General features: G+C 70.8%; 15 protein-coding genes. 4 read left to right on the forward strand and 11 right to left on the reverse strand.

Features of this window, described 5'->3' with window-relative positions; translation table 11 throughout:
- The 4 genes from DO944_RS15995 to mmsB all read left to right on the forward strand — a co-directional run.
- Window positions 1-250, forward strand: a 250-nt coding sequence (locus DO944_RS15995; RefSeq protein ID WP_258524771.1) for a class II aldolase/adducin family protein, incomplete at its 5' end; no start/stop codon positions are given.
- Window positions 251-313: 63 nt separating this feature from the next.
- A complete protein-coding gene (gene chvE, locus DO944_RS14940; protein ID WP_181574275.1) occupies window positions 314-1,441 on the forward strand; it encodes a multiple monosaccharide ABC transporter substrate-binding protein in 1,128 nt (375 codons plus the stop codon).
- A 97-nt stretch (window positions 1,442-1,538) separates the two neighbouring features.
- Entirely contained in the window at window positions 1,539-3,068 is a 1,530-nt protein-coding gene (mmsA, locus tag DO944_RS14945; protein WP_112617952.1) for a multiple monosaccharide ABC transporter ATP-binding protein, read from the forward strand.
- A 23-nt stretch (window positions 3,069-3,091) separates the two neighbouring features.
- Window positions 3,092-4,324, forward strand: coding sequence for a multiple monosaccharide ABC transporter permease (gene mmsB, locus DO944_RS14950; protein ID WP_094261340.1), 1,233 nt, complete (start codon window positions 3,092-3,094; stop codon window positions 4,322-4,324).
- Window positions 4,325-4,418: 94 nt separating this feature from the next.
- On the opposite strand, the gene DO944_RS14955 is transcribed toward mmsB, so the two are convergent.
- The 11 genes from DO944_RS14955 to DO944_RS15005 are packed head-to-tail and all read right to left on the reverse strand — an operon-like array spanning window position 4,419 to window position 25,771.
- Window positions 4,419-5,360, reverse strand: a complete 942-nt coding sequence (locus tag DO944_RS14955) for an NADP-dependent oxidoreductase (protein WP_112617953.1) — start codon at window positions 5,358-5,360, stop codon at window positions 4,419-4,421.
- 20 nt (window positions 5,361-5,380) lie between these two features.
- On the reverse strand, window positions 5,381-9,334 hold the full coding sequence (gene hrpA / locus DO944_RS14960) for an ATP-dependent RNA helicase HrpA (protein WP_112617954.1): 3,954 nt from the start codon (window positions 9,332-9,334) through the stop codon (window positions 5,381-5,383).
- 31 nt (window positions 9,335-9,365) lie between these two features.
- A complete protein-coding gene (locus tag DO944_RS14965; RefSeq protein ID WP_258524794.1) occupies window positions 9,366-10,148 on the reverse strand; it encodes a hypothetical protein in 783 nt (260 codons plus the stop codon).
- Window positions 10,145-11,626: a protein kinase gene (locus DO944_RS14970; protein ID WP_112617955.1), complete on the reverse strand. Its 1,482-nt coding sequence runs from the start codon at window positions 11,624-11,626 to the stop codon at window positions 10,145-10,147. Before DO944_RS14970 ends, DO944_RS14965 begins: the two co-directional genes overlap by 4 nt.
- Window positions 11,619-12,473, reverse strand: coding sequence for a PP2C family serine/threonine-protein phosphatase (locus tag DO944_RS14975; RefSeq protein WP_112617956.1), 855 nt, complete (start codon window positions 12,471-12,473; stop codon window positions 11,619-11,621). Before DO944_RS14975 ends, DO944_RS14970 begins: the two co-directional genes overlap by 8 nt.
- Complete coding sequence (locus DO944_RS14980; protein ID WP_112617957.1) at window positions 12,473-13,783, reverse strand: FHA domain-containing protein; 1,311 nt, start codon at window positions 13,781-13,783, stop codon at window positions 12,473-12,475. The genes DO944_RS14975 and DO944_RS14980 overlap by 1 nt, the downstream gene beginning before the upstream one ends.
- Window positions 13,784-13,834: 51 nt before the next feature.
- Window positions 13,835-16,339 carry a transglutaminase domain-containing protein gene (locus tag DO944_RS14985; protein ID WP_112617958.1) on the reverse strand — a complete coding sequence of 835 codons (2,505 nt, stop codon included), beginning with the start codon at window positions 16,337-16,339 and terminating at the stop codon, window positions 13,835-13,837.
- Complete coding sequence (locus tag DO944_RS14990; protein WP_112617959.1) at window positions 16,336-17,691, reverse strand: DUF58 domain-containing protein; 1,356 nt, start codon at window positions 17,689-17,691, stop codon at window positions 16,336-16,338. The genes DO944_RS14985 and DO944_RS14990 overlap by 4 nt, the downstream gene beginning before the upstream one ends.
- Window positions 17,688-18,653 (reverse strand): MoxR family ATPase, encoded by a 966-nt coding sequence (locus DO944_RS14995; RefSeq protein ID WP_112617960.1) that lies wholly within the window; start codon window positions 18,651-18,653, stop codon window positions 17,688-17,690. Before DO944_RS14995 ends, DO944_RS14990 begins: the two co-directional genes overlap by 4 nt.
- A gap of 31 nt (window positions 18,654-18,684) precedes the next feature.
- Window positions 18,685-24,618, reverse strand: a complete 5,934-nt coding sequence (locus DO944_RS15000; protein ID WP_112617961.1) for an Ig-like domain-containing protein — start codon at window positions 24,616-24,618, stop codon at window positions 18,685-18,687.
- Between the two features lies 1 nt (window position 24,619).
- The gene (locus DO944_RS15005; RefSeq protein WP_112617962.1) at window positions 24,620-25,771 is read right to left on the reverse strand and encodes a serine/threonine-protein kinase; all 1,152 of its coding nucleotides are present in this window, start codon (window positions 25,769-25,771) and stop codon (window positions 24,620-24,622) included.
- Window positions 25,772-25,788 lie beyond the last annotated feature (17 nt).

Consider the following 25,788-nt stretch of genomic DNA (forward strand, 5'->3'; position numbering starts at 1 on the left):
TCGGGGGATCGTGGACACGCTTCGGGGGCATCGTTCCCGGGCGGTGTTGATGCAGAACCATGGGCCGTTCACGATCGGGTCGAGCGCGAAGGATGCGGTCAAGGCTGCGGTGATGGTGGAGGACGTGGCTCGCACGGTCCACATCGCCCGGCAGGCGGGGGAGTTGCTCCCGATTCCGCAGGACGCGATCGATGCGCTGTACGACCGGTATCAGAACGTTTACGGACAGACCACCGACGACCGCCGGTAGCCCCGCACCGGGGCGCGGTCACCATTTCCCGCAAGACAGTGAAGTCACTGGAAAGGACACACAGTGAACAAGAAGTTCCTGTACGCAGCAGCGACGCTCGCCGTCGGCGCCCTGGCGCTCTCGGCTTGCTCCAGCACCGGCGGCGGCGCCGGCGGCGGTGAGGGCGGCGGAGACGGCGGCCTCATCGGCGTCGCGATGCCCACCAAGAGCTCGGAGCGCTGGATCCAGGACGGCAACGCCGTCAAGAAGGCCCTGGAGGACCAGGGATACCAGGTCGACCTCCAGTACGCCGAGGACGACATCCCGACCCAGGTCTCGCAGATCGAGAACATGATCACCAAGGGTGCCGAGGCGCTCATCGTGGCCTCGATCGACGGCACGACGCTGACCGAGGCGCTGCAGAACGCCGCCGACGCCGAGATCCCCGTCATCGCCTACGACCGACTGATCAAGGGCACCGAGAACGTCGACTACTACGCGACGTTCGACAACGCGCTCGTCGGCCGTCAGCAGGCCTGGACGGTCCTGAACGGCCTCGGGCTGACCGACCTCGAGGGCAAGCCGCTCGACGGCGCGCCGGCCGGTCCCTTCAACATCGAGCTGTTCGCCGGCTCGCTCGACGACAACAACGCGTTCTTCTTCTGGGACGGCGCGATGGAGGTCCTCGAGCCGCTGATCGACGACGGCACCCTCGTGGTCAAGTCGGGTCAGACCGACATCGAGCAGGCCGCAACGCTGCGCTGGGACGGCGAGACCGCCCAGAGCCGCATGGAGGACATCCTGACGGCCAACTACTCCGACGGCACGCAGGTCGACGCCGTCCTCTCGCCCTACGACGGCATCTCGCGAGGCATCATCTCCGCGCTCGAGGGTGCGGGATACTCCACCGGCGCCGAGTGGCCGATCATCTCGGGCCAGGACGCCGAGGTCGACTCGGTCAAGGCGATCCTCGCCGGTGAGCAGTACGCCACGATCTTCAAGGACACCCGCGAGCTCGCCAAGGTCGCGGCCGACATGGCCGCCGCCGCCCTGAAGGGCGAGGAGCCCGAGGTCAACGACACCGAGACGTACGACAACGACGTCAAGGTCGTGCCCTCCTTCCTGCTGGCACCGGTTCCCGTCGTGAAGGACAACGTGGAGTCGTCGCTCGTCGACACCGGTTACTGGACCGCCGAAGAGCTCGGTCTCTGAGCCGCGGCATCCGCCCATCCTCGGAACGGCGGCGGGAGCGAACCGCTCCCGCCGCCGCACCCGAGAAATCATCCACCCCCACAAGGAAGTCGGAGACGTGAGCGAAACCATCCTCGAGATGCGCGGGATCACCAAGACCTTCCCCGGCGTCAAGGCGCTCTCGAATGTCAATCTCGCCGTCCAGCGCGGCGAAATCCATGCGATCTGCGGTGAGAACGGCGCGGGGAAGTCGACCCTCATGAAGGTGCTGTCCGGGGTCTACCCGCACGGCACCTACGACGGCGAGATCGTCTACGCGGGCGACACCGTCGAGTTCAAGAATCTGCGCGACAGCGAGGCGCGCGGGATCGTCATCATCCACCAGGAGCTGGCGCTCAGCCCGTACCTGTCGATCGCCGAGAACATCTTCCTGAACAACGAGCGGAAGGGCGCCGGCGGCCTCATCGACTGGAACAAGACCAATTTCGCCGCGGCCGAGCTGCTGCGTCGCGTCGGGCTCAAGGAGAACCCGACCACGAAGGTCAACCAGATCGGCGTCGGCAAGCAGCAGCTCGTCGAGATCGCCAAGGCCTTGTCGAAGGAGGTCAAGCTGCTGATCCTCGACGAGCCGACCGCCGCGCTCAACGACGAGGACTCCGACCACCTGCTCGACCTGATCCTGAGCCTGCGCGAGCAGGGCATCACGTCGATCATCATCAGCCACAAGCTGAACGAGATCAAGAAGGTCGCCGACACCGTCACGGTCATCCGCGACGGCAAGACGATCGAGACGATCTCGAAGAACGACGTCACTGAGGACCGCATCATCAAGGACATGGTGGGCCGCGACCTCGAGCACCGCTATCCCGATCACGAGCCGCAGATCGGCGATGAGCTGCTGCGGGTCGAGAACTGGACCGCGCACCACCCGCAGGACCCCACCCGCGTCGTCGTCGACGACGTTTCGGTGACGGTCCGTGCGGGCGAGATCGTCGGCATCGCCGGGCTCATGGGCGCCGGACGTACCGAGTTCGCGATGAGCCTGTTCGGCCACAGCTACGGCACCCGCATCTCGGGCAAGGTGTTCATGCGCGGCAAGGAGATCCGCACGCGCACCGTCTCGGAGGCCATCGCCAACGGGCTCGCGTACGCCACCGAGGATCGCAAGACCTACGGGCTGAACCTCATCGAGGACATCAAGCGCAACATCTCGATGGCGTCGCTGAAGAAGCTCGAGAAGGCGGGTCTGGTCGACGACAACGAGGAGTTCTCCGTCGCGAACCAGTACCGCAAGAGCATGAACATCAAGGCGCCGACCGTCCTCGCCAAGACCGGGAAGCTCTCGGGCGGCAACCAGCAGAAGGTCGTGCTGTCGAAGTGGATCTACTCCGACCCTGAGGTGCTCATCCTCGACGAGCCCACGCGCGGCATCGACGTGGGGGCGAAGTACGAGATCTACACGATCATCAACAAGCTCGCCGCAGCGGGGAAGGGGATCATCGTGATCTCGTCCGAGCTGCCCGAACTGCTCGGCATCTCCGACCGTGTGTACGCCCTCTCCGAGGGGCGCATCACCGGTGAGCTGCCCATCGCCGACGCGACTCCCGAGTCGGTCCTCAAACTCATGACCATGGAGAAGCCCCGCTGAGCGGGGCCGCAGGAGATCCTCGAATGTCTCAGAACACGATCGCTCCCGAAACCGCCGCCGGCGGCGGGATCAACCCGAACGAGAACCGCTTCACGCGGTGGCTCGGACACATCCTCGCCGACCTCGGCAAGAACGGCATCTTCATCGCGCTGATCGCGGTGGTCGCCCTGTTCGCCATCCTCACCAACGGCATCCTGCTGCGCCCGCAGAACCTGTCGAACCTGGTCGTCCAGAACGGCTACATCCTGGTGCTGGCGATCGGCATGGTGATGATCATCATCGCCGGCCACATCGACCTCTCCGTCGGCTCGGTCGCAGCCTTCATCGGCGCCGTGTCCGGTGTGTTCGCGGTCAAGATGGGGATGCCGTGGTGGCTCGCCATCGTCCTGTCGCTCCTGATCGGCGCCCTCGTGGGAGCCTGGCAGGGCTTCTGGGTGGCCTACGTCGGCATACCCGCGTTCATCGTGACGTTGGCGGGCATGCTCATCTTCCGCGGCCTCGCGCTCGTGGTGCTGGGCAACGCGAACATCGGCTCGTTCCCCACCGAGTACCGAGCGCTCGGCAACGGCTTCCTGGCGGGCATCTTCGGTGAATCCGATCCCGACCTGTTCACCCTCGTCATCGGTGCGCTCGGTATCGTCGCGCTGATCGTGCAGCAGTGGCGGACTCGCGCCGGACGCCAGAAGTACTCGCAGGACGTCGAGCCGCTCGTCTGGTTCGTCGCGAAGCTCGCGCTCATCGCGGTCGTCATCGGGTGGTTCACGTGGGCCCTCGCCTCGTACAAGGGCATCCCCGTCACCCTGATCGTGCTCGCGGTGCTGGTGCTGGTGTACGGCATCGTCATGAACCGCACCGTGTTCGGCCGTCATATCTACGCGATCGGCGGCAACCGCCACGCGGCCGAGCTCTCGGGCATCAAGACGCGCCGCGCGGACTTCTGGCTGTTCGTCAACATGGGCGTGCTCGCCGCTCTCGCCGGTCTCATCTTCACCGCCCGACTGAACCTCGCCGGGCCCAAGGCCGGTGACGGATTCGAGCTCGAGGCGATCTCCGCGGCCTTCATCGGCGGTGCGGCGGTGCAGGGTGGTGTCGGCACCATCGGCGGCGCGATCATCGGTGGTCTGATCATCGGTGTGCTGAACAACGGCATGTCGATCATGGGCATCGGCATCGAGTGGCAGCAGGCCGTGAAGGGTCTCGTGCTGCTGCTGGCCGTCGCCTTCGACGTCTACAACAAGCGGCGCTCGGGCAACTGACGACCCGCGCCTGAGCGAAGCGGCGCCCGCGCCGGCATCCTTCCGAGGATCGCCGGTGCGGGCGCCGCTTCGCTGTGGTCGGGGGAGCTGCCGGTCAGGGCAGGAGCGTGATCTTGCCCGGAGTGTGTGCGGCGACGAGACGGTGCGCCTCTGCGGCCTCGGCGAGGGGCAGTTCGGGTCCGAGCTCGACGCGGAAGGCGCCGGCGGCGAGCAGCGCCGCGGCCACCGGGATCGCCTCGGCCCGCCAGGCCACCTGCTGCTCGGTGAGCGGCTCGGGGCTTCCCCCGGAGAATGCGCGGATGCCGAGCCCCGCGGCATCTGCTCCGCGCACGATCGTCGCGATGCGGGAGCGGTCGGCGACCAGCTCGAGCGAGACGTCGAGCGCCTCGTCGGTGCCGGCGCAGTCGAGGGCCACGGTCACCCCCTGCGGGGCGGCCGCGCGGACACGGTCGGCGAGGCCGTCGCCGTACCCGACGGGCGTCGCGCCCAGATCGCGGACACGGTCTGAGCGGGCCTCGCTCGCCGTGGCGACGACAGCAGCTCCCCTCAGCCGGGCGAACTGGATCGCCGCCTGACCGACCGAGCCGCTGCCGCCGTGCAGCAGCAGGGTGTCGGCGGGTCCGACGTCGAGCGAGCGCAGCGACTGATACGCCGTCGCCACCGGGATGCCGAGAGCGGCGCCGACCGCGGGGGAGACCCCGGCGGGGAGCGGCGTCAGCTTGTCGGGCGTGACGACGATGTCGGTCGCATAGACACCGCTCGCCCCGAAGACCACGACCTCGTCCCCGACACGGAAGCCGTCGACATCCGCGCCGACCGCCGTGACAACGCCGGCGCCGTCATTACCGACGCGCCGCGGCTTCGAGATCGTGGCCGACGGCCGCAGGCCCGCCCGCAGCTTGTGGTCGATCGGGTTCACACCGGCCGCTGTCACGCGTACACCCACCTGACCCGGGCCCGGAGCGGGCACCTCGATGTCGCTGAGGGAGAGGACCTCGGGTCCGCCGAACTCGGAATACGTCACTGCGTGAGCCATGGGGCCACGCTACCGACTGATCAGCCCTTGCCGGCCAGCGTCTTCGTGATCCGCTGGAGAGACACGGGCTCGGCGGTGCCGAGACGCTGTGCGAAGAGGCTGACGCGGTACTCCTCCAGCAGCCAGCGTGCGTGTCGCAGGTTCGGCGGAGCGTCGTCCGATGGTGGGATCGTCCCGCCTGCTTCGGTGAACAGCGTCGCGGCGCGCTCGTACTCGGTGAGGCGCTGCCGGTCGCGTCCGGGGTTGTCGCTCAGGGACGACACCCGTTCGAGAGCGCCCTGGAGGTACCGCGGCAGGTGCGCGAGCCGGGACGTGCCGGTCCGTGACAGGAAGCCGGGGAACACCAGGCCGGCCAGTTGCTGCTTCACGTCGCCGAGAGCGGCGAGCAGGACCATCGAGTTCTCCTTGCGGATCGCCCGCTCGACGTCGCGCTGCAGGGTGAGGATCCGCGCGCTCAGCGAGACGGTCTGGAACAGCTCCTCGACCACGGCCGCCGAGAACGCGGCGCGGACCGCCTGGAACTGCGCCGGCGTGCGGACGGATGCCGCGGTGCGGTCGATGACAGCATCCGCGACGGCGACACGCGCATCCTCGATGAGAGCCTTCGCCGACGCGTACGGGGATGCCGCGAGCGCGAGCTTCTCGGGCGCAGTGAGGTGGTCGAGGACGTACGTGGCCGGAGAGGGGACGGAGAGCAGGACGAGTCGCCTGACGCCCGCGCGGGTCAGGCGATGGGCCCGCTCCGGGGTCGCCTCGATGCGCAGGGCGACGGATGCTCCCTCGTCGACGAGGGCGGGATACCCCCGCACGACGCCGCCGGCGACCCTGGTGTCGACGAGCTCGGGAAGATCGCCGAAGGTCCAGTCGGTCAGGCCGGTCTGCTCGACGATCCCGGTCCGCTGGTCGCCTTCCGGTCCGGCACCCGTCGGCGCGGCCGGTGACGCTGCGGCGGGCTGCGCGCCGGGACGCGGGGCGGCCTTCGCGAGGGAGCGGGCGACGGAGGCCCGGCTGCGGTTCGCGAGTCGCTGCTGCAGCTCGGCGAGGTCGCGCGACGAGCCGAGCGGGCGCCCGCGCTCGTCGACGGCGCGGAAAGACATCGACAGGTGCGCCGGCACGCGTTCGAGGTCGAAGTCCGATGACGTGACCGGCTGATTCGCGACCCGCTGGATGCGCGCAGCGAGCGCGTCGCGCAGCGTCAGGGCGGGCAGGCCGTTCCGCGACTCGGGCCCATCGCCGGCGAGTTCCTCGGCGAACCGGGAAGCCCAGTCCGCGGCGGGCACGACGTGCCGGCGGATCGCCTTGGGGAGAGCACGCAGGAGGCCCGCGATCAACTCGTCGCGCAGCCCCGGCACCTGCCAGTCGAACCCGTCCGGGCGGAGCGAGGCGAGCAGCGCGAGGGGGACGACCACGCTGACGCCGTCGTCGGGCGCGCCGGGTTCGAAACGGTACGCGAGCGACAGCACCTGATCGCCCTGGCGCCAGCGGGCGGGGAAGGCGCGCTCGTCGCTTCCCGCGGCATCTCCGGCGAGGTCGCTCTCGGTCATGTCGAGCAGACGCGGCGTGCGAGCGGCGGCGTCACGCCACCATGCTTCGAACGATCGGACATCGAATACGTCGCGCGGGATGCGGGCGTCGTAGAACGCGAACACCGCTTCGTCGCCCACGAGGATGTCGCGACGCCGTTCGCGTTCCTCGATCTTCTCCAGGCGTCGCCGCAGCTCGAGGTTGCGGCGCTCGAACGCCGTCAGGCGCTTGTCGAGGTGCGCGGAGTTCCAGTCGCCCTCGACGAGCGCGTGCCGGAGGAACAGCTCGCGGGCGAGCTCACGGTCGCGCCCGGCCAGCTGCACTCGCCGGCGCGGCACGATCTCGACCCCGAAGAGGGTGACCTTCTCGGCGGCGACGGCGGCTCCGGCATCCTTCGACCAGTGCGGATCGCTCATCGAGCGGTGCGCCAGATCTCCGGCGAGTTCTTCGGCCCAGGCGGGGTCGATCGCCGCCACAGTACGGGCGTACAGGCGCGAGGTCTCGACGAGCTCAGCGGCCATCACGGCGTCCGGTGACGCCTTGCGCAGACCCGAGCCGGGGAAGATCGCGAACTTCGCGCCGCGGGCGCCGCGGTACTCGGCACGGGGGCGCTGAGGCTTGCCGCCGCCGCTTCGACCGGCCGCGGTCCGCGTGGCCGAGGTGCTCCGGGTGTCGAGGATGCCGATCTGCGAGAGGAGACCGGCCAGGATCGCACGGTGCACATGGTCGGGCTGCGCGGCGCCCGTCGTCGCGATGGGCTCGTCGCGTCCGCGCTTCCCGCGGTCGCGGTCTCCGCGGGCGAGCGCGCTCAGCTGGCGGTGGACGTCGAACCATTCCCGCACGCGGACGTAGTTCAGGTGTTCTGCACGGCAGGTGCGGCGGAACGCGCTGGAACCGAGCTCGCGCTGCTGGTCCTGCAGGTGGTTCCACAGGTTGAGCAGCGTCAGGAAGTCGCTCGTCGGATCGGTGAACCGGGCATGCAGCCGGTCGGCTTCCTCGCGCCGCTCTTCGGGGCGCTCCCGCACGTCCTGAATCGACATGCCCGCCACGATCGCGAGGACGTCGCGCGTCACGCCGAGGGCGCGTGCCTCGACGAGCATGCGCGCGAAACGCGGATCGATCGGAAGACGCGAGATCTCGCGGCCGGTGTCCGTCAGGCGCCAGGCGCCCTTCTCGTCGCGGCGCACCGCCCGCAGCTCCACGAGCAGATCGAAGGCCGCCTTCACACCGCGGGAGTCGGGCGGGGTCAGGAACGGGAAGTCGGCGATGTCGCCGAACCCGAGCGCGAGCATCTGCAGCACCACCGACGCGAGCGATGTCCGCAGGATCTCCGGCTCGGTGAACTCGGGCCGCGAGATGAAATCGTCCTCGGCGTAGAGGCGGATCGCGATACCCGCCGAGGTTCGGCCGGCACGCCCGGCGCGCTGCTGCGCGGAGGCCTGCGACACGGCCTCGATCGGCAGCCGCTGGATCTTCGACCGGTTGCTGTAGCGCGAGATGCGCGCCGTTCCGGCGTCGACGACGTAGCGGATGCCGGGGACGGTGAGGCTCGTCTCGGCGACATTGGTCGCGAGGATGACCCGGCGCCGGACTCCGGCGACCCGCGAGGGCTCGAAGACGCGGTGCTGTTCCGCGGCGGAGAGCCGCCCGTACAGGGGGAGCACCTCGGTGGGGCGTGCGTCTTTCGCGTACGCGGAGCGCACGGCGTCCATCGCGTCGCGGATCTCCGCCTCGCCGGGGAGGAAGACCAGCACATCGCCGTCGGGCTCGCGGTCGAGTTCCCGCAGGGCCGCGATGAGCCCGTCGACATCGTCTGCGGTCGTCTCGTCCTCGCCGTTGTCGTCGTGCGGCCGGTACCGCACTTCGACGGGGTAGGTGCGACCCGAGACCTCGATGATCGGCGCGGGGGCGCCCTGGGCGTCGGCGAAATGCGCGGCGAAGCTCTCCGGATCGATCGTCGCCGAGGTGACGATGACCTTCAGGTCGGGGCGTCGGGGGAGGATGCGGCGCAGATAGCCGAGGAGGAAGTCGATGTTGAGCGAACGCTCGTGCGCTTCGTCGATGATGATCGTGTCGTACCGGCGCAGCATCCGGTCGCGGTGGATCTCGTTGAGCAGGATGCCGTCGGTGACCAGTGCCACCTGCGTGTCGGCGGAGACCTGGTCGGTGAACCGGACCTTGTAGCCGACGGCGCCGCCGAGGGGCACCTCCATCTCGGCGGCGATGCGCTCGGCCACCGTCCGCGCGGCGATCCGACGCGGCTGAGTGTGGGCGATGCTCGTGCGTCCGAGCTCGAGACAGATCTTCGGCAGCTGAGTGGTCTTGCCCGACCCGGTGGCACCCGCGACGATCACGACCTGGTGGTCTCGGATGGCGCGCGCGATCTCTTCCCGTGCCCCGCTGACGGGCAGCTCAGGCGGGAAGGAGATCACAGGGGCGGGCGAGGACACAGCCCTCCATCGTACGGCGCTGCGGCGCGGTTCAGGCCTGTTCGCTGCGGATCTCGTCGAGCAGTGGCAGATCTGCGGCGGTCACGAGGCGTGAGAGCACCGCGTGCTCGACGAGTCGCGCCCGCCGATTGGTGGCCAGCTTGCCCACGCCGCCGCGGAGGCCGCGCACGCCCTCACGGTCGAGCTTGTCGCAGACGTTGTCGAGCTTGCGGTTGAAGGTCGTCAGCGGCCAGCCGAGACGCTCCGCCGCCGCAGCCGACGTCGGCACCTGGCTCGAGCCGACCATGCCTCCCCGGAGGATCGGCTCGCACATGGCCAGCAGCAGCAGACGCTGGCTGGAGGTCAGCGCGACGGCGCCCACGGTCGTCGTGCCGACGTGGTCGTCCGTCGTGCGAGGGAAGCTGTCACGGACGGTGAATCGAGACCCGTCGGTGTGGACCGTCAGCTCGTAGGTGTACGCGCCGGCCGTGAACATGACCACGAGAGCGGGGAACACGAGGGGAACCCGCGCTCCCGGGCCGAGTACGGCCTGATAGGCGCCGTCGGGAGTGGCGAGACTGACGGAGATCGACTGTCCGATGTTCGACAGCCACCACAGGCCGTGCTCGGCATCGATGGCGAGCAGCCGACGGTGCAGGTACGGGTTCGTGTCGATGACGAGGTCGGCGTCGCGGCCGATCGCGTAGGTGGTCCCCGCGACCGGACGGAACCACTCGCCGCAGAACTCGATCGCGACGCTCTCGGCGGTCTCGCCGGCAGCGGCGCCCACCTCCTCGCGGTCGTGCTCGTCGGTGTCGTGCTCGATGGCTGTCATGCTCCTCCTCCGATGATCATCACGATGGCCGTCGCGGCGGCGCCGAGGAGGATGACCCCGGCCCCGACGACCGCGATGACCGTGCCGTTCCCGCGGCGCTTCGCGGCGGTCGCCGCGGGCTGGCGGACGGGCGCCTCCACGCGGACGCGCGCGACCTCGGGGACCTCGCGCGGCGCGCGGGCCCGGTAGCGCTCGCCGTCGGCATCCGGCCCGACCGCGAGACGCTCGGTGTCGACTCGGCCGCGCACCACCTCATCGCGCAGCGCTCGCCGCACGAGGGTCGTCGGCTCGCTGTCGGGACCAGCCAGGGGGAGGTCCTGCGGCGGCCGGGATCCCTGCACGCCGGGGAGGGACCGCGACACCAGGCGCGTGTGATCGTCGTCGGGGTCGCTGCTCCGGGCCGACAGGACGGTGCGGTCGTCAGCCTCGGCGGCGCGACGGACGGCCAGAGCGGTGCGGTCGTCGTCGGGGCCGGTGCGCCGCGCCGCCAGCACGGTGCGCTCGTCGGAATCGTCGACCGGGGCGCGGCGGCGTTCGGCGAGCACGGTGCGGTCGGCGAGCACGGTGCGGTCGGCGAGCACGGTGTGGTCGTCGTCGTCGTCGTCGCCTTCGGGTCGGCGCCGACTCGCCAGCACGGTCCGGTCGTCCTCGTCGGGCGGAGCGTCCGCCGTAGCCGCAGCATCCTCTTCGACCGGCTCACGGACGTCGAGGTGCGTGACCGGCAGGTGACAGTCCGACTCGATGCGCTGCAGCTCGAGACCGAACTCGGCGGCAGACGGACCTCGCCCCGCCTCCGTCGACTCGAGGGTCGCGAGGACGAGCGTCTCCAGTTCGGCAGGAACCGAGTCGATCCCCTCGAGCGGCGATGCCGTGTCGGCGACGGGGCGCCCCGTCAAGAGCTCGGTGGCCGCCGCGGCGAGGTCGTGCACATCGGTGGCTCGGGCACGGGGTGACAGGTCATGCCCGTCGCGAAGAAGCAGATCGTCACTGTCGAAGCCGATGATGGCGGGCCAGCCGTAATCGGTCGTCAGAACGTTCTCGATACGGATGCGGCCGTGGGCGATTCCGCTCCTGTGGGCGGTCTCGACAGCGCCGCAGAGGCGGACGAGCAGCCGGAGGGTCTCGGGCACGCTCATCGGACGCCGCGAGGCGGTCTCGGCGAGGGCAGCGCGCGAGCAGTACTCCATCACGAGGTACGGTCTGCCGTCGTCGGTCGTGTCAGCGGAGTGCACCGTCGCCGCGCTCGGATGCGTCGTCAGGGCGATCAAGCGCGCGGCGGCCGCGGCGAACGCCGTGCGCTCGCGCTCCCCGAGCGGATGGCGGAAGACCTTGACCGCTACCGGCTTCCTGCCGGCGGCATCCCGGTACAGGTGAACGTCCGCGCGGTCGCTCGACGACAGCACTCGGTCGGGGTTCCGGCCGTCGATGGCCGCAGGGACCGAGACCGGCGGGCGGGACCGACGACGCAGCTCAGCCATGGTCCGCTCGGCGGCGTCGAGAGCGCGCCGTGGCGACCTCGACCGTCGCGGTGACGGACTCGCTGTTCATGAAGCCGCCGGTCGTGTCCTCGAGCCGAGGACTGATGCCGCCGGCGACGACGTCCAGGACGATCGTGCTGATGTTGTCGCGGCCGCCGTGAGCCAAGGCCTGCGTGACGAGGGACTCCGCGGTCTGCGCGGGGGAGCCGCCCATCATGAGCCCCGCGCGAAGAGCCTCGTCGGAGAGCTCTCCGGTGAGCCCGTCGGAGCAGACGACGATGCGCTCACCGGTGACGATCGGGATGAGCCAGAAATCGGCGCGGCTGCGCTCGCCGCCGATCGCTCGGGTGATGACGTTCCGGCCTTCGTACGTCGACATCTGATCACGGGTCAGCTGCCCGGCATCCACGAGCTCCTGCGCGACCGAATGGTCGATCGTCAACTGCTCGAGGCGCTCGGCGAGCAGACGGTAGACGCGCGAGTCGCCGACGTTGACGATGAGCCAGCGCCGCACCCCGCCCTGCTGCACGGCGACGACGCCGGACAGGGTCGAGCCCGCACCGCGGGAGGTTCCGGCGGCGACGACGGACACCGCGGAATGGGCCCGTTCGACAGCGTCGGCGACCTCCTCGGGGCGCAGGTCGTCGCGGCCCACGAGCGGCCGGAACACCTCGACGACCGCAGCAGATGCGCGATCGCCGGCATCATGTCCGCCCATGCCGTCGGCCACGACGAACACGGGGTACTCGGCCAGCAGAGCGTCCTCGTTCACCGACCGGCGGCGCCCCGTGTCGGTGCGGCTGCCGCTGGTCACATGGACGTCGATCGGAGGAGTGGCGGTGGTCATCAGGCCTCGGTGAGCTGGAGCTCGGCGTCGCCCAAGTGGAAGACGCCCGATACCGGCGTAGGCCCGGAAGCCTCGACGTCGTCGGGACCGACGAAGACGCCGTTGGTGGACGCCAGGTCGGTGATCGTCCAGACCGTACCGGTGTGCTGCAACAGCGCGTGCGTCTTCGACACCGTGCGGGTGACATCGTCGATCGCGATGATCTGCGCGTCGGGCGCTGCGTCGGGGGCGACCGGGTTCCGGCCGAGGACGACGGCCGCAGCGGAGAGCGCGACGGACGACCCGTTCGGCAGACGCAGCGTGGCCTGCGGTCCGCGGCGGGCCGCGAGCACGGTGCGCTCATCGACATCCGCCTCATCGTCGACGGGCGCGGCCACCGGCGCGGCCACCGGCGCGGCCACCGGGGCGGCCTGCGCGACCGGTGCCGCAACCGGCTGCGGTGCCGGCGAAGGCGAAGCCGTCGGAGCGGACCACGACTGGGGGGCCGGATCCGCAACGCCGGGCCCGGCGGGCGGAGGCGGCGGAGCCCAGGGGCTCGCGCTGATCGGCTCGGCTGCGGGGGCGGGGGGCGTCGGCACGCCGGGCGCGGCGTTCGACGGCGCGGCGCTCGCGGGAGCGAAGAGCGGCGGTGCCGGTGGCGCGGCCGGTGCGGGCGACGCGAGAGCGGCCGTGACCGGGGCGGACGGGACACCGGCATCCGTCGGGGGACTGCGGAAGGGCGCCGGCTCGGCGGGCGCCTCGCGGCCGAGCCACCGGGCGGAACCCCACCCGACGACGCTCGCCCACACCGGGAAGAGCAGGGCGCCCAGCACGACGAACCCCGTGCCCAGGCCGAACCCGCGGCACAGGGAGCGCAGCATCCGGATCTGGATCACCAGCGCGAAGGCGAGGAAGCCCAGCCAGATGAGAGCGGGCACGACCGCCGCGGCAGCCAGGGCGCCGGCGGCGCTTCCGGCGTCGCCGCCGAAGCCGGCGTTGAGGGCGATCCCGGCGAAAACCCCGGCGACGACCCCCGAGATGATCGTGACCAGCACGGCACCGCCTGCCAGCACCGCCGCCCACCAGCCGCGCATTCCGGCGAGGACGTAGAGCTCCCAGAAGTTGAGCACCGGGACCCACGCCCGCCAGGGATCGACACCGGTCTTGCGGAACACCGCCGTCAGCGCGAGCGCGGTCCACACATAAATGCCGATGCCGAGCACCACCTGGACGACTCCGAGCGCCGCGAACGCGCCCGAGGGCCCGCCGTTCCCACCGCCGAGCGCCATGACGGTCGTCGCAGCGTCGATCGTGAAGCCGTGTGCCTTCACCTGTTCTCCTGCCCTCGAGCGCGGTGCATCCCGCGCGTGCCGCGTGCCACCTTATCGATCCCGTCGGCTGCGCGGCAGTCGTTGCGCACGGCTGATGCGACGTTCCCGTCGCATCAGCGAACGCAGCGACACCCGCGCGCGCAGCCGAGCCCAGAAGCTCAGCCCCTCGTCGAGCCGCGAGCGCTCCGACTCGACGATCCGCCAGAAGCGATCGGCGTCGTCCTCATCGGGCGGTGCGACATCGAACACGGAACGGTCCGCGAGCGTCGCCAGCTCGGCTGCTCCGGCCGAACCGCCGTACGCCGTGACGAGCTCGTGCCGCGTCCGTGAGCCGGGGCCGGGGAGACCGTGGTCGACCGCGGAATCGACGAACTCCTGCCAGCCGCCGGTGAATCGCGCGACCGGGTCGGTGCTCGTGCGGCGACCGCGGCGCCGCGCAAGCTTGACCAGCACGATGAGCGCGAACGGTCCGAAGAGCAGCAGCAGGACGAGCAGCGAGACCCCGCCGACGCGAAGCGCCGTCCACAGGGCGGTGAGGTCCTGCGAGGTTGCGGAATCGTCGTTCGGACTCCGCCCGCCGTCGCTCGGATTGGCGTCGGCGGGCTGCACCGTCTCGGCCTGCTCCTGTCGCACGTCGGTCGGGATCTTCGGGTCCTGCCGCTGCTGCGTATCGGGAGAGGGGAACACCGCGTGCTGGGGAGTGACGTCGACGGCAACCCACTCGGGGCCGACGCCGCGTACCTCCAGCCAGGCCGAGACGTCGCCTGCCGCGCAGACCCCCTCGTCACAGGTCGTGAGCGTGTCGTCGGTCGAATCCAGCCGCGCGCCCACGACGATCCGGGCGTCGAAGCCGAGCCGATCGGCGATCATCATCGCCGCCACGGCGAACTGCTCGTCGTCGCCGACCGCGGCGACCAGCGCCGCGTCGTCGTCACCGCCCACCTCGTCCTCGCGCGCGAGGAGATCCGCGAAGAGCTGGTCGATGCGATCGGTGGAGTGCCCGGCCCGGCTCGGCTGGAACGCGTAGTCGCCCAGCTCGGCAGTCCACGCCGGCGGTGCCGCCGGATCGATCGTGAGCGCATGGCTGAGGAAGCCCCGCGCGCGCAGCAGCTCCACGAGCTGTTCGAGGCCGGCGCCTCCGGACCCGCTCGCGTGCTCGTCCACCCACCGCACGAGAGTCTCGGGCACGACATCCTCGCTGAGCGTCGGACCCGATCGTGCCGGCTCGAGCGAGCCGAGAGCCGGCGGATCCTCGCGATACGCGGTGCCCTGTCGGTACTCCGCCCCGGGCGCGAGCCCCGGCGGGGCCAGCTGGACGCCCGCGGCCGTCTCGGCGTTGTAGTAGAACCCGTCGGCGAGGGTTGCGGCATCCGATCCGTCGAATTCGACCGAGGTGACGGCGCCGAGCGTCGGCATCCAGACCTCGTTCCACCCCTCGATGACGATGCGCCCGGCACCGGCCGCGGAACCGGGGTCGGCAGGCAGCGCCGACGGGACCCGGGTGAAGGAGGAGCGCGCGTCACCCGGCGCCGCGGCGGGGTCGACGACCCGGGCCGACCGGCCGTCGTAGTACGGCAGCGTGGCCAGGCGCACGCGGTCGACACCCGCCGGCGCGGCCACACGGAACATCGTCTGGTCGAACCGGTCGTCGCCGAACCAGGTGCGGTACTGCCCGAGGGGGCTCAGCTCGGCGGCGATCTCGAGTCGCGGGTCGACCTCGGCTCGCAGAACGTCGCGCGAGGTGCCGGCGAGCGCCCACGGCGCGACGACGGTCGCCGCGACCAGCCCGACGGCGACCATTCCCGCCGCGGTCGCGGCGCGGCCGGCGAGCCCTCGGATGGGGCGGTTTCCGCTCCGTACCCCCGTCGCGGCCGTCGCGGCCGCTATCGCGCGTCGGCGATCCGCCGTGGTGCGCCACACGATCGCGACGAGAGCCATCACGAGCGCGGCCATTCCGACCAGCGCCTCCCGGCTCAGCGACACCGGCCCGACGCTCAGGCCCGGCATCGGTGCGGTGGCGCCGAAGGCGATTCCGAAGACGGTCGGGAGGAGTGTCGTGACGACGGCCAGCGGCCACCATCGTCCGCCCCGCCACGCGATCGAGAGGGCGAGCACCGTCGCAGCGAGGAAGACCAGAAAGGCCGGTGCGAGTGTCGCCTGGTAGCTGCCGAGCGGCAGCTCGAGCGTCAGCAGGTCCTTCCATCCGGTGACCGGGGCCGTCACGACTCCCCGCAGTCCCTGAAAGGCCTGAGACACCGAGCCGAGCGAGCCGGGGGCCGCGAGCGGGAGGCCGAGGACGACGTACGTCGCGATCGTCGCGAGCGCGAGCCACCAGCCGTTCAGGCGCCAGCGCAGGCCGGCTGCTGCGAGGGCCGTCCCCGCGAGCATCGCGGCGACGACGACGATGACGAACGCGGCGCTGCGATAGATCGGCCAGGCCGCGAGAGCGCCCACGGAGATCACGAGCAGGAGGACCGCGGCTTGCGCGATGAGGAATCGCCACGCGGTTCGGGGGGTGCGTCGAGCCCGCAGGTCGCGCCGTGCCGGGGCGCTCACGACTGCGCCGCCCGCGACAGCAGGTGACGGAGGTCATCGAGAAGCCCGATGGAGAGCACCGACATCGCTCCGAGGGTTCGGAAGCCGGGTTCGGCCTCGAGCGCGCAGGTCACCGCGATGACGCCCACGTCGGCGGGAAACGCCAGCGCGGCGGACTGCAGCTGCGCGGCGGTCAGGGTCGAGCCGCAGACGAGGAACGCGATCGACACGTCGGGGTGACTCTCCGCAGCGAGCGACGCGGCATCGCGCAGGGGGCTGACATGCTCGATGCGGTCGAGCCCGGCGAGGTCGTCGAGCAGCGTGCGGGTCGTGATGGTGGTGAGCTCGCGGATGGTGCGGATGCGCCGACGTGCGAACTCGGGCACCTCGCCACCGACGACGACGTCTACGTCGCGGCCGTCGCGGATGCCGCGGATGCCGAGTGAGGCGGCGGCGCTGACGGCGAGCTCGAACTCGTCGTCGGAGGCGTACTCGTCGTCACCGACCGCAAGGGCGATGACCATACGACTGCGCCGGGTCTCCTCGTACTGGCGCACCATGAGGGTGCCGGTCTTCGCCGTCGACTTCCAGTGGATCTGGCGCTGCGAGTCACCGGCGACATACGGCCGGATGGCATGGAAGGAGAAGTCCGCGTCGACGACGGTGCGCGACGCGCTGCCCTCGAGGTCGCGGATGTAGCCGGTCGTGGTGCTGCGCAGCGTGGTGGTGACGGGGTGGATGTAGAGCGTGTGCACGTCGTCCCACGTCCCCTCCCGCTTGAGGATGCCGAGGGGGTCGCCCCGCACGGTGCGAGCGGGGCCGACCGTGATGATGCCGCGCCGGTGCGTCGGCACCACGACCTGTTCGGTGTGGGTGTGTCCGTGGCGCAGCAGGGGAACGTGCACATCGACGATGCCGTCGCCCACCGGGACGTCGATGCGACCGGGCAGGGCGGGCGCTGTGCCGACGTTGGTCACGACGAGCGTCCCCTCGACCTGCGTTCCGGCGACGACCCGGTCGTGCTCGAGCTGCAGGTCGACCTGGTAGGCGCGTGCGCTGAAGAGGAAGGGCACCGACAGTGCGAGGAGCACGAGGGCGGCCACACCGGCGGCGGCGAGCTCCATGAGACCGAGCGGCAGTCCGACACCGAGCCCGACGATAGCGGTGATGACCATGAGCCACCCGGCCACCGTGACCGTCTCGGAGATCCATCGCGCCGTGGCCGTCGCTGCGCGTCGCAGACGCCGCCACGATTGCACGCCGCGCACCGCGAGCACGGTGGTGCGGCCGGTCGTGCCGAACCGCGTGCGCGCGAAACCCGTGCCCTCCGAGAAGGAGGTGCGGGTGAGGCGGGACTCGGTGTCGAAGCTCACACGGTCTCTCTCTGGCTGGGCGGCACCGTGTCGAGGAGCACCTGCCCGATGACGGCGCCCGCCGTCACGCCGTCGAACTCGGCCTCGGGGTCGAGGATCAGCCGGTGCGCGAGCACCGGCTCGGCGAGGGCCTTCACGTCGTCGGGCGTGACGTAGCTGCGACCCTGGGCGATCGCCCAGGTCTTCGCCGCCTTCGTCAGCGCGATCGCGCCGCGGACGCTCACCCCGAGGCGCACTTCGGTGGCGAGGCGGGTGGCCTCGATCAGACGGGCGATGTAGTCGAGGACGAGCGCGTCGAGGTAGACCCCGCGCGCGATGTCGGCCATGCTCACGACGCCCTGGGGGGTGATGACGGGGGAGACCTCGCGGCGGGTCTCGGCAGCGCCCTCGAGGATGCGCACCGTTGCCGCGTGGTCGGGATACCCGAGCGTCGTCTTCATCAGGAAGCGGTCGAGCTGTGCCTCCGGCAGCCGGTAGGTGCCCGCCTGCTCGACGGGGTTCTGCGTCGCGACGACGAGGAAGGGCACACCCACCCGGCGGCTGACGCCGTCGACGGTGACCTGGCCCTCTTCCATGACCTCCAGCAGTGCGGACTGCGTCTTGGGCGAGGCGCGGTTGATCTCGTCGGCGAGCACGACGTTGGCGAAGATCGGGCCCTGGTGGAACTCGAACTCGCCGCGGCTCTGGTCGTAGACCGTGATGCCGGTGACATCGCCGGGCAGCAGATCGGGGGTGAACTGGATGCGGCTGCTCGTGCCCTGCACGGTCTGCCCCATCGCACGGGCGAGCGAGGTCTTGCCGGTGCCGGGGTAGTCCTCCAGCAGCAGGTGTCCCTCGGAGACCATCGCGGTGAACGCGAGCTCGATGACGTGCCGCTTGCCGAGGACGACCTTCTCGACGTTGTCGACGAGCGTCGCGAACGTCTCCTGGAACCAGGCGGTCTGCTCCGGTGTGATGCTCATGGGGTCCTCTCGCTTCGCCGTGCGGCGGGGGTCAGGGGGTGTCGCCGGCGCCGACGGGTGGGTCGGTCGGAGTCGGCTCGGGCGCGGGAATTTGCTCGCAGGACCGCTCGAGCGTGATTTTTTGCAGGCTGGATAGCGGCCCGGTCCACGTGATCGTGTAACGGTTGCTACGCACCGCCCCCGTGCCGCCGACAGCCTCGGAAGCCACCGAATTCGTGCCCGACGGGAGACCGGGCGGGCTCCACGCAGGGACGGAATTCTGATCCGAACGGCACGACGGCAGCGAGTTGGCGGAGACCTGAACCGGGTAAGAAGCAGTGGACGACGCGGGAGCGATGGGTGAGGCATCCGAGCAGTTGGTCGGGTAGCCGAGGAATGTATCGCACCACTGTCCCGACCATCCGGTAACCGGGCCGTTGTAACCCGGAGCGAAGTCGCGCGCCGGATTGCCGTTTTGCAGCAAGCGGAACTGCGCGTCGTCGAACGGGGGGTTGGTCGGCTGGTTGAGCTGCGCGCCGTAGGTGTAGGTCGTCCCATCGCTGTTCGGCTGCGTGTTCACGGAGAACGTGATCCCGTCCGGCGCCTCGACGTTGCCGACGGGACGCGCCGAGATCTCGGCGCCGGTGACCCCGAAGCCCCGCTTGCCGTTGAACGTGTGCTCCGCGCACGCCCACACCGTCTTGCGTTTGAACGCCTGCGCCTCGAACTGCTGGCTCGTGGCCGAACCGGTGGGAACGCACGCGTCGGCCGAGACGTCGCTGAACCCGATGAGGGTTTGCGTCCCGTCGCCGTTGGTCGATACCGATGCGGTCACGCGCATCGAGTTCGACGTGTTGGTCTCCGACAGGGTCAGGCCCGGAGCGCCGACGCCGTGGGCGGTCACCGCGCGCGACTGCCCTTCGCTCGAGCCCGCCGCGATCGGCGGCAGATCGAAGGTCGTCAGCGGCGTCGCGGTGAGGGTGGTCGCCGAGTTCGACCCGACGTCGTAGTTGGTGAAGGTCGCGGTGCCGCCGACGACGGGACGCGTGTCCGATCCGGCGCGCCCGCCCGTCAGACGGACGCTGCCGGTCGTGGCATCCAGTCCCGTCACGGTGATGGTCGCGCGTCCGCCGTCGCGGCCGTTGGGCACCGGCTCGAACGACGATCCCGCGGGCTGTGCCGGCGGGCGGTAGGCCCAGGCCTGGGCGCGGACGGTCGATCGCGATTCGCCGACCGAACTGTACGCGCGGGCCTCGTAGGTGATCTTCTCGCCGACGGGCGCGGAGATCGGCGAGCACGACCCGGAGGCCGGGCAGGTGGCGACCTCGCGCCCGTCTGCCGTGATGCGGTAGCCCTGGACCGCGGGGTAGGAGCCGCCATCTGAGGTCACACGCAGGGTCACCGAGTCGCCGGTGTACGCGGTCCACTCCATGCGGGCGGGGTTCGCCGGAAGGCCCTGCAGGTCGAGGATGACCTGTCCGTTGCGCGCACCGCTGGACTGCCGCCCCTGCGCGTCCTCGACGGTGAAACTCCCCGTGCACTCGGCCGCGCCCGGCGCATCCGAGCTCCACGTCGCGCGCACCGCGGTGTCGCTCGCCCGGGAGAAGGACACCCCGGTGCAGTTGCCGGGGCCGCTGGCTCCGACGAGCCGCAGGGGCGTGCCGGGCAGCGGGTTGACCTCGCCGGCGCCGCCGATCACTTCGATCGTGCACGAAGTCGCGCCGCCGGACTGCGAGCAGGTCTGCACCGCCGACCCGCCCTTGGGGAGCGTCGAGGGTGCCGGACCGACGGTCAGGAGGAGGTTCGCCGGTGCGGCGTCGGAGTGACTCGGGAGCGAGATCGCGACGGGTTCCTGGCGACCGGGGCGCGCGGCATCCGCTGCCGTCACCGTCGCCGTGTTTCCGTCGACCGTGACGGTGAACTGGTCTCCGCCGTACGAACCGGCGTAGCGGACCGACTCCCAGTCGGCGCGACCCGCCCATTGGACCATCTGCGCGAGGTCGTACGTCTGGGTCGAGCCCGGGCTGACGGTGAGCGACGCGCTCCGCAGGCTGGGCTGCGGGATCTCCGCCTCGATGATCACCCGGAGCGTCAGGAAGGTCGCGACATCCTGCGTGCTCAGTCGCGCCGGCACGATGCAGCTGTCGGTCCAGGGCGCGCCGGCACCGGCGGTATAGCGGATCGTGGTGCCCGACACGACGCTGCAGACGGCTTCGCCCCGCGCCCCTCCCGCGCGGATGCCGTCGTCGACGACGAGGGTCGCGCCGCGGGGGATGCGCACAGCGTCGGCGAGGTCGATCTCGACGCTCTCCTTTTCCCGCACCTGCAGGGGCGGGAACCCCTCCCGCAGCGCGAGGCGGACATCGGCCTCGCCGGGAACGCGGAGGAACCCGTACGAGGTCACCTCGGTCCCGTCGAACGCGGTGCCGGTGACTTCGAACGGGATCAGGCGCGACCGCTCGGGCAGCTCGCCCGAGATCTTCCAGCCGTCGACGTCGAGGTCGGTCGGCTCGCCCCACAACGACAGACGGAGGCCGGAAACGTCGCCGGTGTTCCACGACACCTGGCCGTCGAGCACGTCGATGCCCCGGGGGAAGTCCTCGCGGTTCTCGAGGGTCAGCACGGTGTCACGCACGACGGGGTAGTCGGGCACCGGCTCGCGGACGGTCTTGACCACGATCAACCCGATCGCGGTGTCGCCCCGCTCGTTGCGGACGGTGTAGGTGTACGAGAACGTGCCGAGCACCTCGCCCGCGCTCAGCGTCACGGCGCCGTTCTCGACGGGGCCGATGAGGGCCAGCAGCGCGTCGTACTCGCTCGACCCCTCCTGGGCGTTGGGCGCGACGTCGATTAGCTCGAGATCGCTTCCCGACGGGTCGATGTCGTTGTCGGTCGGGCGCACCACCGCCGTGCTCTCGGCGCCGACCTGCACCTGGAGGTAGTCGCTGTACGTGACCGGGCTGGGGTCGGTCTGCGTGTCGATCACGCCGACGCGGACGTCGGCGGTGCCGGTCGCTCCGCTGGGGTCGCGGACGGCGTAGCGGAACCTGACCTGTCCGCTGAACCCGTCGGGACTCGTGTAGACGATCGCCGAGCCGTCCGCCGAGATCGTCGCCGACCCCTGCTCGGGCTGCGCGACGATGCGGTCGAGCACCACCGGGTCGCCATCCGGGTCGACGGCATAGCTGTCGAGCGGGATGCTGACCGACTGGCCGCTCAGGACGCGGCCGACGAGGGTCCGGGGGAGCGGGGCCTGATTCGACTCGTCGCCCACGACGGTGACGGTCACGCGCGCGGTGTCGGTGACCTCGGGGAAGCCGAGGCGGAAGATCGTGTACGTCAACGCGTACGTGCCGGCCTGTTCGGGCGCGAGGTAGCGGAGCACCCGGCTGGTGGCGAACGCGAGGCCGCCCCCGGTCTCGTTCACGATCGACGACGGGTCGATCGCGATGAGCGCGCCGGAGGGCGCGGTGTCGTTGTCGAGGACCGGGATGTCGATCTGAGTTCCCGCTCGTACCGTGACGGCGTCGTCGACGGCGATGGGTGGTTCCGCGCTGGCCGACGGCAGTAGGACCACCGTCAACTCGCCCTGCGCCGTCGCGGCCGCGCTGCCGGTGCCGTCCGAGACCGTGTACCGCACGACGCCGAGCCGGCCGGGCTCGCCCGAATCCGTCGTGCCGCTCACGCGGAGGAGGCTCTGCCCCACCAGGTCGACGGCGAGCGACGCGAAGGGGTCGCTCTCGGGACGGATGTCGCTGAGCAGCAGCACCGAGCCAGCCGGATTCGACACCGCCGACGCGACGTCGATCGTCGCGTCCTCGTTCGGGCGGACGAAGGCGGTGAGGGGCGGGGTCGTGATGCCGGCCGATTCCGGTGCCAGCATCGTCACGCGCACGGTCGCCGTCGCCTCGGTCAGCGAGTCGCGGACGTTGTACTGCACCAGATACGAGCCGGGTGCGGAGGCGCTCACCACCATGCTGAGCGCGGCGGGGTTCGCCGCCGCCGTGGACTGCGCCTCGTCGAGCGGCACGACGCCGGTGAGGGAGACCGGCCCCGCGGCGCCCGTCACGTACGGCGCGACCGAGACGTCGAGGGGTTCGCCGACGACGCCGGTGACTGCGAACGACTCCGCGGTGAGCTCCGGGGTCGGGGTCACGGTGATGGTGAGCGGCTGCGTGACCGTCGCTCCGCGCGCGTCGGAGACTGTCACCGTGATCGTCACGGCGAGGCCTTCGGTCGCGTTGGGATCGGGATGCTGGTAGGTCAGCGCGCCCTCGGGTGACGTCGTCACGGTTCCGACGCCGGTGTCGTTCGTCGCGCCGGCCAGGAACACCGGGTCGCCCTCGGGGTCGACCCAGCCCTCGAGTAGCTCGGCCGACACGGTCGCCCCGGGAGCCACCGTGAGCGAGGGCCACGATGCGAGGCATCCCTCGACGCCGCACCACACCGGCGGATTGTTCTGGTCGTCGGGGACGACGGTGAGCGTGACCGTCGCGAAGTCCGACAGCAGTCCGTCGGCCGCGGTGCCGTCGGTCACGCGATAGCGCAGCGTCGCGGTCCCCGAGGCATCGGGAGACACCGCCACCGTCAGCTGCTGTTGCGCGCCCGTGATCGACGCGGTCCCGAACGCGGGATCGAGGTTCTCCAGCGAGGCCGGGTCGATGCTCAGCACGTCCTCGTTGGGGTCGTGATCGTTGAGCAGCACGGGCAGGAGCGTCACCGAGCCGGCGCGGACGCCGAACGCGTCGTCGACGGCCACCGGCGGCTTGGGGTCGACCACGCGCTCCGAGGTGGCATCCTCCTGCTGCTCGACCTCGACTTGGCGATCGAGGTCCCACTGCTGCGACGATGCGATGAGGGCCCCGTCCGGGACGTTCCACACCCAGCCGGAGCGGCGATCGTTGAGTGCGAGCCTGGTGCCGTTGCCGACGAATGCCGGGTCCACGTTGTCGCCGATGTCGGCGCCCCGGTAATCCAGGTCGGTCACGGCGCCGGGATCGGCGCTCGACCAGAGCGAGCCGGCGGATTCACCGTCGCCGAGCCAGGCGGCGTACACCGTCGTGTCGAGCACGGCCGGCTTGGCCGGGGTGCCGGCGCCGGGGCGGTCGAGCACCCGCGATGCGGTGCCGCCGGAGATCTCGACGGCCACGACGCCCTCGGCATCGGCGACGTAAGCCCGATCTCCGTCGGGAGCGGCATCCTGCAGCCGCGCGCCGGTGGCGAGGTCGGTCGTGATGGGCTCGTCGCGGCCGCGCAGCCAGACGTCGCCGGTCGCTTCGTCGAGGAGCACCCAGCGGGTTCCGACGACACTGAGCTGCGCCGTCTCGAGCTCCGCCGGTCCGGTGTCTTCGCCGAGGATGCTGCCCGTGCGTGAGTCGGCGCGGACCACACGACCCTCGTCGGCCGAATAGGCGTACACCACGCCTGCCGCGTCGACGGCGACGGCGGTGGCGACGAAGCGGGGCCGCTCCTCGCCCTCGGGCACCTCGGCGTCGGCGTACGGATCGATCGGGATGCCTTCGCCGCCGCCGGACAGGCTCGACCCGAACACGGCGCCGGCCTCCGTCCGGTACGCGATCGCGTCGCCGGTCACGGCGATGTCGGCGGTTCCCGGAGGCGTCGGGGTGAAGGCGTCCTCCGCGTCGTCCGTAAGGTCGGCGGGGCGTCCCATGTCGACATCGGAGAACTGGGAGGCGCCGTCGCTGTATACGAATAGACGGTCCGTCGTCTGCGCGACCGCGCTGCCGTTGTCGACCTGCTTCACGGTGTCGATCTCGCCGAGCTCGAGGTTGACACGGGCGTATCCGCTGCCGGCGCCGTTCTGCAGCGCCCATACGGTCGGATCGTCGGGCGGCGTCTGCTGCGCGTCGTATCCGGGCCACACGACCGCCAGGGTCGCCGTGACCGCGAGGGCCGCCGTCACCGCGCCCGCGGCGATCCAGGTGGTCCGGCGCACGCGGGGTCGCGTGCTCTCGCGCCGTGCCATCTCAGAACCCTCCGCCGACGATGAGGAGCGTCGTCGCCGCTCCGGCTCCGGCCACCAGCAGAGCGCCGCCGGCGATCAGCGCGACCCGCGCGGCGGTGCCGAGACGGCGGGTCGGCTCGGCCCCGGCGAGGATCGTTCCCTCATCGGGGCGACGGTCGACGGCCTTTGCTGCCCGCGCCGGGCGACGCGACTCGTATGCCACCGACGGCCGGACGGGTCCGCGCGCACGGTCGTCGGCGAAGTCGACGCTGGCGCCAGCCGCGGCCCACTCGTCGACGGCGACCTCCATCGGAGTGTGCGGGAGTCCGAGTTCGTGCTGGACGAGCTGCAGGTCGTGGGCGAGGTCGGCTGCCGTGGCGTGCCGCGCACCCGGATCGCGACTCATCGCGCGTGCGAGGACCTGTTCCAGGCGCTCGGGCACGTCGCCGCGGCCGATCGGCGTGTACGACGCTTTCCGGATGCGCGACTTCAGCTGCTCGCGGCTGTTCTGGCCGCTGCCGGCACGCTCGAACGGGCTGCGGCCGGCGAGGAGTGAGTACAGAGTCGCCCCGAGCCCCCAGACCTCGGCCGTCACCGAGCCCGAGATGCGCTCGTCGATGATCTCGGGAGCACTCCAGGGCACCGACATCGCGAACACCTCGTCGCCGTCGGAACGGCCCGAGATGGCGGCGGCGATGCCGAAATCCGACAGCACCGGAGTGCCGAAGGTCGTGATGAGGATGTTGGACGGCTTGATGTCGCGGTGGAGCAGTCCGGAACGGTGCGCGGTCTCGAGCGCCGAGCCGATCTTCACGCCGAGCTGCAGCACCTCCGCGACCGGGATCACCTCGCGGCGGTAGCGATTGGTGAGGGAGGTGGGGCAGTACTCCATCACGATGTAGGGCCGACCATCGGAGGAGATCGAGGCCTCGTAGATGGTCAGGATCGAGGGATGCGAGCTCAGACGCGCCATCACGTCGGCTTCGGCATTGAACATGCGTAGCAGGCTCTCGTCGACGATGTCCTCGAGGAGCACCTTCACGGCGACAGGACGGCGCGGGAGGTTCTGCTCGAAGAGGAAGACATCGGCGAACCCACCGGTTCCGAGGGGGCGGACGTAGGTGAATCCCGCAAGACCGGGCGGCGCGGAGGGCAGTCTCGACGCCACAGTCATGCACCCCCTGTCAACGG

The organism is Microbacterium sp. SMR1 (assembly GCF_003289625.1).
Taxonomy (GTDB): Bacteria; Actinomycetota; Actinomycetes; order Actinomycetales; family Microbacteriaceae; genus Microbacterium; species Microbacterium plantarum.

Bases quoted from the DNA above. Each gene is read 5' to 3' on its own strand.
- DO944_RS14975 (WP_112617956.1), bottom strand. From the start codon at position 12,473: ATGACCACCGCCACTCCTCCGATCGACGTCCATGTGACCAGCGGCAGC.
- DO944_RS14955 (WP_112617953.1), bottom strand. From the start codon at position 5,360: ATGGCTCACGCAGTGACGTATTCCGAGTTCGGCGGACCCGAGGTCCTC.
- DO944_RS15000 (WP_112617961.1), bottom strand. From the start codon at position 24,618: ATGGCACGGCGCGAGAGCACGCGACCCCGCGTGCGCCGGACCACCTGG.
- mmsB (WP_094261340.1), top strand. From the start codon at position 3,092: ATGTCTCAGAACACGATCGCTCCCGAAACCGCCGCCGGCGGCGGGATC.
- DO944_RS14995 (WP_112617960.1), bottom strand. From the start codon at position 18,653: ATGAGCATCACACCGGAGCAGACCGCCTGGTTCCAGGAGACGTTCGCG.
- DO944_RS14965 (WP_258524794.1), bottom strand. From the start codon at position 10,148: ATGACAGCCATCGAGCACGACACCGACGAGCACGACCGCGAGGAGGTG.
- DO944_RS14970 (WP_112617955.1), bottom strand. From the start codon at position 11,626: ATGGCTGAGCTGCGTCGTCGGTCCCGCCCGCCGGTCTCGGTCCCTGCG.
- DO944_RS15005 (WP_112617962.1), bottom strand. From the start codon at position 25,771: ATGACTGTGGCGTCGAGACTGCCCTCCGCGCCGCCCGGTCTTGCGGGA.